This is a genomic window from Micromonospora ureilytica (assembly GCF_015751765.1).
GTDB lineage: Bacteria > Actinomycetota > Actinomycetes > Mycobacteriales > Micromonosporaceae > Micromonospora > Micromonospora ureilytica.
Genome location: NZ_JADOTX010000001.1, coordinates 3,048,282 through 3,061,219, shown reverse-complemented (window position 1 = coordinate 3,061,219; position 12,938 = coordinate 3,048,282). Strand labels below are relative to the sequence as shown.

At 72.9% G+C, this 12,938-nt stretch carries 15 protein-coding genes; 13 read left to right on the top strand and 2 right to left on the bottom strand.

Annotated features, from left to right (window positions below; translation table 11 throughout):
* The first annotated feature begins 6 nt into the window (after positions 1 to 6).
* From IW248_RS13675 to IW248_RS13640, 8 genes are all read left to right on the top strand, one after another.
* Positions 7 to 1,566, top strand: a complete 1,560-nt coding sequence (locus IW248_RS13675; RefSeq protein ID WP_196930182.1) for a lipopolysaccharide biosynthesis protein — start codon at positions 7 to 9, stop codon at positions 1,564 to 1,566.
* 8 nt (positions 1,567 to 1,574) lie between these two features.
* Positions 1,575 to 2,477 (top strand): sulfotransferase domain-containing protein, encoded by a 903-nt coding sequence (locus IW248_RS13670; RefSeq protein ID WP_196927285.1) that lies wholly within the window; start codon positions 1,575 to 1,577, stop codon positions 2,475 to 2,477.
* Positions 2,474 to 3,736 (top strand): hypothetical protein, encoded by a 1,263-nt coding sequence (locus IW248_RS13665; protein WP_196927284.1) that lies wholly within the window; start codon positions 2,474 to 2,476, stop codon positions 3,734 to 3,736. The genes IW248_RS13670 and IW248_RS13665 overlap by 4 nt, the downstream gene beginning before the upstream one ends.
* Positions 3,737 to 3,950: 214 nt before the next feature.
* Positions 3,951 to 4,430 carry a glycosyltransferase family 28 protein gene (locus tag IW248_RS13660; RefSeq protein WP_124821238.1) on the top strand — a complete coding sequence of 160 codons (480 nt, stop codon included), beginning with the start codon at positions 3,951 to 3,953 and terminating at the stop codon, positions 4,428 to 4,430.
* Complete coding sequence (locus IW248_RS13655) at positions 4,427 to 5,101, top strand: glycosyltransferase (RefSeq protein ID WP_196927283.1); 675 nt, start codon at positions 4,427 to 4,429, stop codon at positions 5,099 to 5,101. Before IW248_RS13660 ends, IW248_RS13655 begins: the two co-directional genes overlap by 4 nt.
* Complete coding sequence (locus tag IW248_RS13650) at positions 5,098 to 6,021, top strand: glycosyltransferase family 2 protein (RefSeq protein WP_196927282.1); 924 nt, start codon at positions 5,098 to 5,100, stop codon at positions 6,019 to 6,021. The genes IW248_RS13655 and IW248_RS13650 overlap by 4 nt, the downstream gene beginning before the upstream one ends.
* A 94-nt stretch (positions 6,022 to 6,115) precedes the next feature.
* Positions 6,116 to 7,294, top strand: coding sequence for a chorismate synthase (gene aroC, locus IW248_RS13645; RefSeq protein WP_196927281.1), 1,179 nt, complete (start codon positions 6,116 to 6,118; stop codon positions 7,292 to 7,294).
* Entirely contained in the window at positions 7,294 to 7,797 is a 504-nt protein-coding gene (locus IW248_RS13640) for a shikimate kinase (protein WP_124821242.1), read from the top strand. The genes aroC and IW248_RS13640 overlap by 1 nt, the downstream gene beginning before the upstream one ends.
* Positions 7,798 to 7,897: 100 nt before the next feature.
* On the opposite strand, the gene IW248_RS13635 is transcribed toward IW248_RS13640, so the two are convergent.
* Positions 7,898 to 8,626 carry an alpha/beta fold hydrolase gene (locus IW248_RS13635; RefSeq protein WP_196927280.1) on the bottom strand — a complete coding sequence of 243 codons (729 nt, stop codon included), beginning with the start codon at positions 8,624 to 8,626 and terminating at the stop codon, positions 7,898 to 7,900.
* 79 nt (positions 8,627 to 8,705) lie between these two features.
* Here IW248_RS13635 and IW248_RS13630 point away from each other — a divergent pair, with 79 nt between their 5' ends.
* Genes IW248_RS13630 through nusB form a run of 5 tightly spaced genes read left to right on the top strand, consistent with a single transcriptional unit; the run spans position 8,706 to position 12,294 of the window.
* The gene (locus tag IW248_RS13630; RefSeq protein WP_196927279.1) at positions 8,706 to 9,704 is read left to right on the top strand and encodes a helix-turn-helix transcriptional regulator; all 999 of its coding nucleotides are present in this window, start codon (positions 8,706 to 8,708) and stop codon (positions 9,702 to 9,704) included.
* 10 nt (positions 9,705 to 9,714) lie between these two features.
* On the top strand, positions 9,715 to 10,794 hold the full coding sequence (gene aroB, locus IW248_RS13625) for a 3-dehydroquinate synthase (RefSeq protein WP_196927278.1): 1,080 nt from the start codon (positions 9,715 to 9,717) through the stop codon (positions 10,792 to 10,794).
* Complete coding sequence (gene aroQ / locus IW248_RS13620) at positions 10,791 to 11,258, top strand: type II 3-dehydroquinate dehydratase (RefSeq protein ID WP_124821246.1); 468 nt, start codon at positions 10,791 to 10,793, stop codon at positions 11,256 to 11,258. The genes aroB and aroQ overlap by 4 nt, the downstream gene beginning before the upstream one ends.
* 44 nt (positions 11,259 to 11,302) lie before the next feature.
* Positions 11,303 to 11,860 (top strand): elongation factor P, encoded by a 558-nt coding sequence (efp, locus tag IW248_RS13615; RefSeq protein ID WP_007458344.1) that lies wholly within the window; start codon positions 11,303 to 11,305, stop codon positions 11,858 to 11,860.
* Between the two features lie 23 nt (positions 11,861 to 11,883).
* Positions 11,884 to 12,294, top strand: coding sequence for a transcription antitermination factor NusB (gene nusB, locus IW248_RS13610; RefSeq protein WP_184188983.1), 411 nt, complete (start codon positions 11,884 to 11,886; stop codon positions 12,292 to 12,294).
* A 90-nt stretch (positions 12,295 to 12,384) separates the two neighbouring features.
* On the opposite strand, the gene bldD is transcribed toward nusB, so the two are convergent.
* A complete protein-coding gene (gene bldD, locus IW248_RS13605) occupies positions 12,385 to 12,873 on the bottom strand; it encodes a transcriptional regulator BldD (RefSeq protein WP_007458348.1) in 489 nt (162 codons plus the stop codon).
* Positions 12,874 to 12,938 lie beyond the last annotated feature (65 nt).

Sequence of the window (12,938 nt, the reverse complement as noted above, 5' to 3'; positions counted from 1 at the left end):
GCCACGCTGTCGCCCGCCGGGGAGGCCGGCTCGGCCGAGACCCGCCGCAGCGCGCGTAGCGGCGTGGCCGGACTGCTCGGCGCGGCCACCAGTGGCCTGTTCGGGTTCGTGCTGGCCGTCGTGATCACCCGGGGGTACGGCACGGCCGGCGCGGGCGCGTTCTTCGCCGCGATCGGGGTCGTCACAGTGGCCACCGCGATCTGCACGCTCGGCGCGGAGACCGGTCTGATGTGGGCGCTGCCCCGCCGCAGCCTCGGGGTGCGCGGTGACGCGGCCCGGGTGCTCCCGGTGGCGCTGATCCCGCCGCTGCTGACCGGGCTGCTGGTCGCCGGCGCGGGAGTGCTGGCCGCCGACACGCTCGCGCCCCGGCTGCTGCGCGGCTCCGGCGCGAGCGGGGACGCGCTGCTCACCGTCACGTTCGCCGCGGTTCCGGTGGTGGTCGCGATGACCCTGCTGCTGGCCGCGCTGCGCTGCGTGCGGCCCATCCGGGCGTACGTCGGGGTGCAGTTCCTGCTGCTGCCGGTTGCCCGCCCGGTGCTGGTCGGCGCCGCCGCGCTGGCGGGTGGTGGCCTGCTCGCCGGCATGACCGGTTGGTTGGTGCCGGCGGCGTTGGCGCTGCTGGCCTGCCTCACCCTGGTCGCCGGCCCGCTCGGGCTGGGCCGGGGCGCGCCGCTGCGTCCGCGCCGCGCCGACTGGTCGACGTTCTGGCGCTTCGCGCTGCCCCGGGCTGCCTCGGCGGCCATCGACGCCGGCAGCATGTGGGTGGGTGTGCTGCTCACCTCGGTGCTGGCCGGGCCGGCGGACGCCGGCGTGTTCGGCGCCGTCGGCCGGTACGTGCTGGCCGGTCAGTTGGCCATGCAGGGGCTGCGGGTGGCGGTGTCTCCCCAGTTGTCCCGGCTGCTGGGGCGGGGCGAGCGGGCCGCGGCGGCGGCCGTGCACCGGCAGTTGACCACCTGGGGGCTGGTGCTGTCCTGGCCGGTGTACCTGCTGCTGGCGGTCTTCGCGCTGGCCTTCCTCCAACTGTTCGGGCCGGAGTTCACCGCCGGTGTGCCGGCGATGACAGTGCTCGCGCTGGCGATGTTGGTCAACACCGGCGTGGGCAACGTGCAGAGCCTGCTCCTGATGGGCGGGCGCAGTGGGTTGCACCTGGTCGCCACCGTGGCCGGGTTGACGGTGACCGTCTCGCTGGGTCTGTGGCTGATCCCCCGCTACGGCGCGACGGGCGCGGCGGTGGCCTGGGCGGCCGGTATCGCCACCGAGAACCTCACCGCCGCCGGGTTCGCCCGGTCGGTGGTGCGGGAGCCGCTGTTCGACGCCACGATGGCGCGTGCCGCGGCGGCCACGATCGCCGGTGTGGGCCTGGCCGCCGGCGCCGGCGTGCTGGTGGGCGGTCGCGGCCTGCCCGGCCTCGCGGTGGCGCTTGTGGTGCTGCTGACCGGCTGCGTCGGCATGTTGACGTTGCCCCGGGTGCGCGCCGGCATCCGGGGGACCATGAGGCAGATCCGTGGAGGGGACAACGCGGCCGCGGCCGCCGAGACCACCTCGGCATCGACGAGAGGTAGGTGAGGTCCGTCGTGGCGTCCATCCGTGACCGGGTCAAGCAGTTGGTTCCGACCCAGGTGACCACCCGGGTGAAGGAGTCGCTTGTCGACTACGGCGTTCGCACGAGCGATCGCCGGCCGCTGCCGGACTTCCTGATCATCGGGACCAAACGGGGTGGCACCACCTCCCTGTGGAACTACCTCATCCAGCACCCGTTGGTGCCCCGGCTCTTCCCCGCGTGGAACACCAAGTCGGCGCACTACTTCGAGGAGCACTGGGGTCGCGGCGAATCCTGGTACCGCTCGCACTTCCCGACCGAGCGGCACCGCGAGGCCCTGGCCAAGCGGCACGGGGGGCCGGCCCGCGTCGGTGAGGCCGCCCCGCTGTACATGTTCCACCCGCTCGCCGCGCAGCGCGTCGCCGCGCTGATGCCGACGGTGAAGCTCATCGTGCTGCTGCGGGACCCGGTGGAGCGGGCGTACTCGCACTGGAAGGAACGCCGCACCCACGGCATCGAACCACTGGACTTCGCCGCCGCGCTGGCGGCCGAGCCGGAGCGCACGGCGGGGGAGCGGGAGCGGTTGATCGCCGAACCGGAGGCGTTCAGCGAGCCGTACGACTGGTACACGTACCGGGCCCGGGGACGCTATCTGGAGCATCTGGAGCCGTGGCTGGAGCGCTTCGACCGCGAGCAGATTCTCTTCCTGCCCAGCGAGGATCTGTACCGCGACTCCCGCGCGACCTACCGGCGCACCCTGGACTTCCTCGGTCTGCCGGCGTACGACCTGCCCAACTTCAAGGTCTACAACGATCGGCGTTCGGCACCGCTGGAGCCGGCGGTGCGCGCCGAGCTGACCGACTACTACCGGCCGTACAACGACGCGTTGCGCGAGCGGCTCGGGCTGGACCTCGACTGGGCGGACCGGGCGGCGTGACGACCCGGGTGGGCCCGGCCACCGACCCGCGTTCCCGGGTGGACGGCCTCGGTTGGGTGAGTCGTGCGGTCTTCCCGGACGACCGGGTCGGCCTGACCGTGGACGGGGCCCCGCCGGCCGGTCACCAGGTGGTGGCCCGGTACGCGGTGGTGCCGTCGGTCGCCCGGGCCCGGTTCCTGGTGCCGTTGGGCGCGCCCCGGGCCGGGGCGGCGTCCCTGTTGGCGTACAACGCCCTGCGGCCACCGAAGGTGCGCGCGCTGCGGGCGGTGCTCGGCGGGCTGGCCCGGTTCGGTCGGGTGGGGCTCGCGCCCTTTCCGACGTTGACCGTCTCGGTGCCGGCCGGCGTGCCGGCCGCGGAGCTGTTGCTGAGCGAGCGGCTCTCCGCCGACCTGGGTGACACGCCGCTGCTGGCCGCGTTCGGGGTCCGTCCACCCGACCCGAACGGCAAGCCCACCCTGCAACTCTTCAGCGCCGACGGGCGCCCGCGTGGCTACGCGAAGATCGGCTGGAACGACGCGACCCGGGCGCTGGTCAGCGCGGAGGCGGCGGCGCTGCGGGCGTTGCGCGCGGTGGTCGGCGTCGCCGACCACCCGACGCCGCCGAGGCTGCTCACCGAGACGTCGTGGGCGGGCCAGGTGGTCGCGGTGATCGAGCCGTTGCCCCCGGCGGTACGCGGTGTGCCGGTGGACGACCCACCACGGATCGCCGCGCTGCTAGCGGTCGCCCGGCGTGGCGGTCCGGCGGGTACACCTCGACAGCTTGTCGACTCGACCTTCCTGCACCGGCTGGCCGATCAGGCCGGCCGGGCCGCGGCGACCGAGCCGGCCGGTGCGCGGGCGGTCGCCGCGGTCTCCGCGCTGGCCAGCCGGCATGGCGACACCAGTGTCGAGTTCGGTCACTGGCATGGTGACTGGGTGCCCTGGAACCTGGGCTGGCACGCCGGTCGGTTGGTCGCCTGGGACTGGGAGCACAGCGGGCCGGACGTGCCCGTCGGGTTCGATCTGGCGCACGACGCGTTCCAGCGGGCACTCGTGCTGCGGGGGGAGCCGGCCGACGCCGCCGCGTCGGCCGTGGACGGGTATCTGAGCCGGCACGGCGAGCGGCTCGGCCTCGACGCGGCCCAGCGCCGGCTCGTCGCCGACGCGTACCTGGTGGAGATGTGGTTGCGGACCTGGCGGCTGGCCGACGCGGGCGCGGGCTGGAACGCCGCACTGCATCCCGCACTTTTGGACGTCATCGAGAAAAGACATAGCGGCTGATCGGGAGGAATCGCGGCGGCGAAGGCGCGCCGCAGAGTAACGACAAAATCGCAGGTGGTGATGACGATCGATGGGCCTCGGACGTTCGGCGAACCGAACCGCCCGCCGAGGAGATCGTCATATCGGCCGGTCGCGCTATTCAACGACCGTGAATCGTGTGATCTGCTTCTGCCTGGCGTGAACCGGAATTCCAAGCGAACTTGTGGGGAGTCGCGTGGACACGAACAACGACGACAGTGGGGCGCCGGTGCTTCTGCTGGTCGGCTCCAGCGGCGGCCATCTGGCCCAACTACTGGCCCTGCGGCCCTGGTACGAACAGTGGCGGCGCTGCTGGGTCACCTTCGACACCCCGGAGGCGGTGTCGCTGCTGGCCGGCGAGGACCTGGTTCCGGCGCACCACCCGACCACCCGCAACGTGCCGAACCTGCTGCGCAACGCGCTGCTGGCCTGGCGGGTGCTGCGGGCACGGCGGGTCGCCGCCGTGGTCACCACCGGCGCCGGGGTGGCGGTGCCGTTCGTGGTGCTGGCCCGGCTGCGGCGCATCCCGACCGTCTACATCGAGGTGTACGACCGGATCGACACCCCGACGTTGACCGCTCGGCTCTGCCGGCCGTTCCTGTCCGCGATGCTCGTGCAGTGGGACGAGCAGCGCCGGCAGTACCCCGAGGCGACAGTCGTCGGGACGCTGCTGTGACGGGGGAGACGGGCACCGCCCGACGTCCGCAGCCCTGGCCGAGCACCGAGGCGGCCCGGCTGCCTCGCCAGCGCGACAGCTCGGCGGTCGCCCAGCTCCGACTGCTGGTCGCGGTGGGCACCGACAAGCACCCCTTCGACCGGCTCGTCGACTGGTTGGCGCACTGGCACGCGCAGGCCGCCGGCCCGATCGGGCTGACCGTGCAGCACGGGCACACGAACGCGCCCCAACTGCCCGGCGCGGTGCCGTTCCTCGGCCACGACACGTTGCAACAGGCGATGATCGATGCGGACCTGGTGGTCTGCCACGGTGGTCCGGCGACCATCCTGGAGGCCCGCCGGCACGGCCACCTGCCGATCGTGGTGCCCCGCGATCCGGCTCGCGGCGAGCACGTCGACAACCACCAGCTTCTCTTCGCCCGCCGGCTCGGCGCCGCCGGGCTGGTGGCGCTCTGCGAGACCCGGGAGGCGCTGCACGACGCGTTGGCCGCCGGGGTGGCCGACCCGTCCCGGTACGCGGTGGCCGCCGACCCGGAGGCCCACGAGGCACGACGGGCGGCGGTGGCCCGGGTCGGGCAGATCGTCGACGACCTGGTGGCCCGCTCGACCCCGCGCCCATCCCGGTGGCGGGCCTGGTCCCGGACGCGTCCGGGTACGAAGGAGACTCGATGACCGAGCAGCCGAGCGTCAGCGTCGTGGTGCCCACCCGGGACCGCCCCGAGCTGCTGCGGGCCGCGGTGCGCGCGATCCTGGCGCAGGACTACCCGGGCCCGATCGAGGTCGTCGTGGTGTTCGACCAGTCCGAGCCGGACGAGTCGCTGACCGAGCTGGGGGACGGCCCGACCCGCGCGGTACGGGTGATCCGCAACGCCCGTACCCCCGGGTTGGCCGGCGCCCGCAACAGCGGCACCCTCGCGGCGGAGGGTGAGCTTGTCGCGTTCTGCGACGACGACGACGAGTGGCTGCCCGCCAAGCTGGTCGCCCAGGTCGACGCGCTGGCCGGCGATCCGGCCGCCGAGTTCGTCTGCTGCGGCATCCGCGTCATTTACGACGGGCACAGCGTCGACCGGGTGCTCGACAAGGACCGGATCACCCTGGACGACCTGCTCCGCGACCGGATGACGGAGCTGCACCCGTCGACCTTCCTGATCCGCGCCAGCGCGCTGCGCAACGGGTTCGGGTTGGTCGACGAGGAGATCCCAGGCAGCTACGCGGAGGACTACGAGTTCCTGCTCCGGGCCGCGCGCAGCGCGCCCCTGATCAACCTGCGGACGCCGTCGGTGCTGGTCCGCTGGCACAAGCGCTCGTACTTCGCGCAGCGCTGGGACACCATCTCCGAGGCGTTGCAGTGGTTGCTGCGGCGCTACCCGGAGTTCGCCAGTCAACCGGCCGGCGAGGCCCGGGTGGCCGGGCAGATCGCGTTCGCCCAGGCCGCCTCCGGCGACCGTCGGGGCGCGCTGCGCTGGGCCCGGCGCACCCTGCGGAGCAACCCCCGCGAGCCGCGCGCCTACCTGGCCCTCGCCGTCGCCGGTCGGGTGGTCCGGGCCGACGCGGTGCTGCGCACCCTGCACAAGCGCGGTCGCGGGATCTGAGCCGCCGCCCGCGTGAGCGGGCGGCGGCGTCCGCTGGGCGGGACGCCCCGGGGAGCGCGCCGGGGCGGTGGCCCGCCGTGACAGACTGATCGCTGTGTTGCGCTGGCTGACTGCAGGTGAATCGCACGGTCCCGCCCTCGTCGCGATGTTGGAGGGGGTGCCGGCCGGCATTGAGGTGACCACCACCGAGATCGCCGACGAGCTGGCCCGTCGGCGGCTGGGCTATGGCCGGGGCGCCCGGATGGCGTTCGAACGGGACGAGGTCGAGCTGCTCGGCGGCCTGCGGCACGGTGTCACCCTGGGCAGCCCGGTGGCGATCCGGGTCGGCAACTCCGAGTGGCCGAAGTGGCAGACCGTGATGGCCGCCGACCCGGTCGACCCCGACGAGCTGGCCCGGCAGGCCCGCAACGCCCCGCTGACCCGCCCCCGGCCCGGCCACGCGGACCTGGCCGGCATGCAGAAGTACGGCCACACCGACGCCCGGCCGATCCTGGAACGCGCCAGCGCACGGGAGACCGCCGCCCGGGTGGCCGTCGGCACGGTCGCCAAGGCACTGATCCGTCAGGCGCTCGGCATCGAGATCGTCTCGCACGTCATCGAGTTGGGCCCGGTGGCCGCCAAGCCCGGGCTGCGTCCCACGCCGTCCGACGCCGCCCGGATCGACGCCGACCCGCTGCGCTGCCTCGACCCCGAGGCCAGCGCCCTGATGGTCGCCGAGGTCGACGCCGCGAAGAAGGCCGCCGACACCCTCGGCGGCGTGGTCGAGGTGCTGGCGTACGGGGTGCCACCGGGGCTGGGCAGCCACGTGCAGTGGGACCGCAAGCTCGACGCCCGCCTGGCCACCGCGCTGATGTCCATTCAGGCCATCAAGGGCGTGGAGATCGGCGACGGCTGGCAGCAGGCCCGGTCCCGCGGCTCGGAGGCGCACGACGAGATCATCCCGTCGGCCACCGGCGTCCGCCGGGTCACCGACCGGGCCGGCGGGCTGGAGGGTGGCATCACCACCGGTGAGCCGTTGCGGGTCCGCGCCGCGATGAAGCCGATCTCCTCGCTGAACCGGGCGCTCGCCACCGTGGACGTCACCACCGGCGAGGCGGCCACCGCGATCAACCAGCGCTCCGACGTCTGCGCGGTGCCCGCCGCGGCGGTGGTCGCCGAGGCGATGGTGGCGCTGGTGCTCGCCGAGGCGGCCACCGAGAAGTTCGGCGGAGACTCGATCGCCGAGATCCGTCGCAACCTCGCTGGTTACCTCGACGCGCTGGTCATCCGCTGATGGCACCGGTCGTCGTGCTCGTCGGCGCGCCCGGCTGCGGCAAGACCACCGTCGGGCGGGCGCTCGCCGCCACCCTCGGCGTGGAGTTCCGCGACACCGACGCCGACATCGAGCAGATGGCCGGTAAGCCGATCCCGGAGATCTTCATCGACGAGGGTGAGGCGCACTTCCGTACCCTGGAACGGGCCGCCGTGGCCGCGGCGCTTGCCGCCGGCACGGGCGTGCTCGCCCTCGGCGGCGGCGCGGTGTTGGCCGAGGAAACCCGGGCGGCCCTGATCGGGCACCGGGTGGTGCACCTCTCGGTCGAGCTGCCCGACGCGGTGCGGCGGGTCGGGCTCGGCGCCGGCCGGCCGCTGCTGGCGATCAACCCGCGGGCCACCCTCAAGCACCTGCTGGACCAGCGTCGGCCGCTCTACGCCGAGGTGGCGACCGAGACGGTGGTCACCGACGGCCGGCCGCCGGCGCAGGTAGTCGCCGATATCGCCGCCCTGCTCCCGCGCTGACGCCACCACCCTGCCGCGCCGATCTTGCACTTGCTGTCTCTAAGGGGCATTCACCGCATCTCGGCAACCGAGGCTGCAAGATCGGCGCGGTGGGTGGTCCTCAGCCGCGGGCGATCAGGTCCAGGACGTCGGACAGCGCCTTCGGCTCGCTGAGCATCGGCCAGTGCCCGGTGGGCAGCTCGTGCAGCTGGCCGTCGGCCAGACCGGTGAAGAACGGATGCTCCTCCCTGATCATCTGCCGCACCACGCTGAGCGGGAAGGTGCTGGCGACCAGCGCGGTCGGCACCGGGCGCCCACCGGCGCGTCGGACCGGGTCGGTGGCGGCCCGCAGCGGCTGCGGGGTGGCCCGGGAGCGCAGCAGCGCGAGCGTCGGCTCGTCCAGGCCGGCCAGGTTGGTCGGGTCGGCGGCCGGGTCCCAGGCCGGCGGCGGCAGCAGGTGCCCGGTGCCGATCGCGGCGCGTAGCCGCTCCTGCTCCTCCGGCGGCACCGTGTCGAACTGCGCCGTGCCGTCCGGCAACGGCCCACTCTCCACGTAGACGATCCGGGCGATCCGGTCCGGAACGCGGTCCGCCGCCTGGGCGGCCGGCATGCCGCCGCCGGAGTGCCCGACCAGCAGCACGTCGCGCAGGTCCTCGACCTCGAGCAGCCGGATGATGTCGGTGGTGTGCGTGTCCAGGCTGACGTTCGGACCGGCGAGGTGGTCGCGCTCGGCCACCCCGGTCAGTGTCATCGGGTGGACCTCGTGCCCCTGCGACCGCAGCGCGACGGTCACGTCCCGCCACGCCCAGGCACCCAGCCAGAATCCCGGCACCAGCACGAATGTCGCCATCTGTCGCTCCTTCTCTCGGTTACCGACAGACCGTACGATCGAAACCGGACAGGATCCGCCCGGTTTGGAGGAGTGGCCCGTGTCACATCCCGCAGGGCGGGTGCTGGCCCTGCTCGAACTGCTGCAGACCCGGCACCGGTCGACCGCCGCCGAACTCGCCGGCCGGCTCGGGGTGGACGAGCGGACCGTGCGCCGGTACGCGACCACGCTTGTCGAGCTGGGCATCCCCGTCACCGCCGACCGGGGCCGCCACGGCGGCTACCGGCTGCACTCCGGCTACAAGCTGCCACCGCTGATGCTCACCGACGACGAGGCGGTGGCCGTGCTGCTCGGCCTCGTCGTCGCCGAACGGGTCGGGCTCGCCACCGAGCAACCCGCCACCGCCACCGCGTTGGCGAAGATCCGCCGGGTGCTGCCGGCGGCGCTCGCCGACCGGCTCGCCGCCGTTCAGGAGCACCTGGGCTTCACCCTGCGTCGCCCGGAGCCGGAGCGCGGACCGACGTCGGGCACCCTGCTCGCGCTGGCCTCGGCCACCCGGCACCGGCAGCGGGTGGCACTGGACTACCGCTCCTGGCGGGGCGAGCAGTCGCACCGCGAGCTCGACCCGTACGGGCTGGTCTTCCACTCCGGCCGTTGGTATGTCACAGGCCACGACCACCGGCGCGGGGAGATCCGCACCTTCCGACTGGACCGGATCGGCGCGGTGACGCCCGGCGTGGCGACGTTCACCGTGCCGGACGGCTTCGAGGCGGTGGCCTGGGTGACCAGGTCGCTGGCCGGCGTGCCGTACGCGCACGAGGTGGAGGTCGTGCTGGAGACCGACATGGTCGCCGCCCGCCGCCGCATCCCGCCCAGCGTGGCCGAGTTGACCGCCACCTCCGACGGGGTGCTGCTGCGGGCCCGGGCGGAGAGCCTGCCCGGTATGGCGGCGCTGCTCGCCGGGCTGGGCTGCCCCTTCACCGTGCGACATCCGGACGCGCTGCGCGCCGCGGTGGCCGAGCACGCTCGCCGGTTGGCGGGCTGGGCCGCCCGGCCAGCAGGTGGACAGCCGCCCTCGCCGCGGGTCCCGCTGGACTAGGCTGCCGGCGATGGACGAGGTGACCCGGATTCCGGTCGGCGGCGAGCGGCCGTACGACGTCTTGGTGGGACGTGACCTGCTGGGCGCGCTGCCTGGCCTGCTGCCCGGCGCGACGCGGGTGGCGGTGCTGCACGCGCCTCCGCTCAAGGCCCTCGCGGACGCGCTCGGTGAGCGCCTGCGCGCCGCCGGCGTCGAGCCATTGCCGATCGAGGTGCCCGACGCCGAGTCGGGCAAGCACATCGACGTGGCCTCCGCCTGCTGGGACCGGCTCGGGGCGGCGGGCTTCACCCGTACCGACGCGGTGGTCGGGGTGGGCGGCGGCGCGGTGACCGACCTGGCCGGCTTCGTCGCGGCCTGCTGGTTGCGGGGGGTGCGCTGGGTGCCGGTGGCGACCTCGCTGCTGGGCATGGTCGACGCCGCGGTGGGCGGCAAGACGGGCATCAACACGGCCGCCGGCAAGAACCTGGTGGGCGCGTTCCACCCGCCGGTCGGGGTGTTGGCCGACCTGGCCACACTGGACAGCCTGCCCGCGGTCGACCTGGCGGCCGGTCTGGCCGAGGTCGTGAAGTGCGGGTTCATCGCCGACCCGACGATCCTGGATCTCATCGAGAACGACCCGGAGGCCGCCACCGACCCCCGTGGGCCGGTGAGCCGGGAGCTGATCGAGCGGGCGATCCGGGTCAAGGCCGACGTGGTCGCCGGCGACCTGCGCGAGTCGGGCGTGCGGGAGGTGCTCAACTACGGTCACACCCTGGCCCACGCCATCGAGCAGAACGAGGGCTACCGCTGGCGGCACGGCCACGCCGTCGCCGTCGGTCTGGTGTACGCCGCCACGCTGGCCCGCCTCGCCGGGCGGCTGGACGCGCCGACCGCCGAGCGGCACCGGGTCACGTTGAGCGCGCTGGGCCTGCCGGTGAGCTACCCGGCCGACGCCTGGCCGCAGCTGTTGGCGGCGATGCGGGTGGACAAGAAGACCCGGGGCAGCCGGCTGCGCTTCGTGGTGCTCGACGGGCTGGCCCGTCCGGCGATGCTGGAGGGCCCGGACGACGCGTTGCTGGAGGCCGCCTACGGCGAGGTGACCAGCTCATGAAGGTCTACGTCCTGAACGGGCCGAACCTGGGTCGGCTGGGCACCCGCGAGCCCGACGTGTACGGCGCGACCACCTACGCGGACCTGGTGGCGCTCTGCGAGACGACCGGTCGGGAGCTGGGGCTGGAGGTGACGGTCCGGCAGACGGACGCGGAGCACGAGCTGCTCGGCTGGCTGCACACGGCGGCCGACGAGGGCGCCCCGGTGGTGCTCAACCCGGCCGCCTGGTCGCACTACTCGTACGCGGTGCGGGACGCCTGCGCCATGCTGCGCGGGCCGCTTGTCGAGGTGCACATCTCCAACATCCACACCCGCGAGGAGTTCCGGCACCACTCGGTGGTGTCGGCGGTGGCGACCGGGGTGATCTGCGGTTTGGGCATCGACGGGTATCGTCTTGCTCTGCACCATCTGGCCACCCGTCGAGAGGCCGCCCCGAGCGGGGACCGGGCGATTCGACGCAGCTAGTAGACTCGTAAGGTCTGTCCGCCAATTGATGATCAAGGCAGGAAATGGCCTCCACCAACGACCTCAAAAACGGCCTGGTACTCAACCTGGACGGCGAGCTCTGGGCCGTCGTCGAGTTCCAGCACGTCAAGCCCGGTAAGGGTGGTGCCTTCGTGCGCACCACGCTGAAGAACGTGCTGTCCGGGAAGGTGGTCGACAAGACCTTCAACGCGGGCACCAAGGTCGAAACCGCGACCGTTGACAAGCGCACGATGCAGTACCTGTACGCCGACGGTGAGGACTTCGTCTTCATGGATCTGGAGACCTTCGACCAGATCACCGTGCCCGGTGGCACCGTCGGTGAGGCAGCCAACTACCTGCTGCCCGAGGCGGAGGCGACAGTCGCCCAGCACGAGGGTGTGCCGCTCTACATCGAGCTGCCCACCAGCGTCGTGCTGGAGGTCACCTACACCGAGCCGGGCCTGCAGGGCGACCGTTCGACCGGCGGCACCAAGCCGGCGACCGTGGAGACCGGTGCCACAGTGCCGGTCCCGCTGTTCATCACCACCGGCGAGAAGATCAAGGTCGACACCCGCGACGGCCGTTACCTCGGCCGCGCCTGATGGCTGAGGGTTCCAAGCAGCAGATGCCGGCGCGCCGCAAGGCGCGCAAGCGGGCGCTGGATGTCCTTTACGAGGCCGACCTACGGGACAAGCCTCCGGTGGAGGTGCTCGCCGGCTACGTGCAGCGGATCGAGCAGCCCCGACCGGAGCATCTGGGCTACGCGGTGGGCCTGGTCGAGGGTGTCGCCGAGCACCTCAACCGGATCGACGAGCTGATCGCCAGCTACGCCGAGGGTTGGACGCTGGAGCGGATGCCTGTCGTCGACCGTAATCTGGCTCGGATCGCCGTCTACGAGTTGCTCTACGTCGACGAGATCGACGACGCGGTGGCGATCAGCGAGGCCGTCGAGCTGGCCCGGCAGATGTCGACAGACGATTCGCCGCGCTTCCTCAACGGGGTGCTCGGCCGGATCGCCGAGTACGCCACCCGCTGAGCGTCAGCACCGAACGCCGCAACGCGAAAGGGCCCGTGCCGGTTGGCACGGGCCCTTTCGGTGAAGCGGTAGATCAGGTGAGACGGCAGATCAGGAGGCGAAGAACGCCCGGGGGTCGGCCACCAGCACGCCGTGCTCGGTGAGCCGCTCGATCAGACCCGACGGTGAGGCGTCGTAGACGATCGCGAGCGCCCGCAGGTCGTCGGCGCGGATGGAGAGCACCCTGCCGTTGTAGTCGCCGCGCTGCTGCTGGATGGCGCGGGCGTAGCGGGCGACGTAGGCCAGGTCCTCGGAGGCCTCGTCGTAGAGCCGCTCCAGGTCCAGGACAATCTTGCTGGTGGGCTCGTGACGGACGCCACTGCCGTCAGGCAGCAGCTCCGAGACGGGTACGCGGTAGAACTCGGCCAACTCGGCCAGACGGGACACCGTCACGGCCCGGTCGCCACGCTCGTACGAGCCGACCACCACGGCCTTCCACCGCCCGTTCGACTTCTCCTCCACACCCTGCAGGGAAAGACCCTGCTGCTGGCGGATGGAGCGCAGGCGGGCGCCCAGAGACTTGGCGTATTCAGAGGGCATTCGGACACTCCCAGTGCTGCTCGGGGTTCTCCCGTCGATCGCTACGGAGCGTGACGGTACGGGGA

Bases quoted from the DNA above. Each gene is read 5' to 3' on its own strand.
- IW248_RS13650 (WP_196927282.1), top strand. From the start codon at position 5,098: ATGACCGAGCAGCCGAGCGTCAGCGTCGTGGTGCCCACCCGGGACCGC.
- IW248_RS13640 (WP_124821242.1), top strand. From the start codon at position 7,294: ATGGCACCGGTCGTCGTGCTCGTCGGCGCGCCCGGCTGCGGCAAGACC.
- IW248_RS13635 (WP_196927280.1), bottom strand. From the start codon at position 8,626: ATGGCGACATTCGTGCTGGTGCCGGGATTCTGGCTGGGTGCCTGGGCG.
- aroB (WP_196927278.1), top strand. From the start codon at position 9,715: ATGGACGAGGTGACCCGGATTCCGGTCGGCGGCGAGCGGCCGTACGAC.
- aroQ (WP_124821246.1), top strand. From the start codon at position 10,791: ATGAAGGTCTACGTCCTGAACGGGCCGAACCTGGGTCGGCTGGGCACC.
- efp (WP_007458344.1), top strand. From the start codon at position 11,303: ATGGCCTCCACCAACGACCTCAAAAACGGCCTGGTACTCAACCTGGAC.
- nusB (WP_184188983.1), top strand. From the start codon at position 11,884: ATGCCGGCGCGCCGCAAGGCGCGCAAGCGGGCGCTGGATGTCCTTTAC.
- bldD (WP_007458348.1), bottom strand. From the start codon at position 12,873: ATGCCCTCTGAATACGCCAAGTCTCTGGGCGCCCGCCTGCGCTCCATC.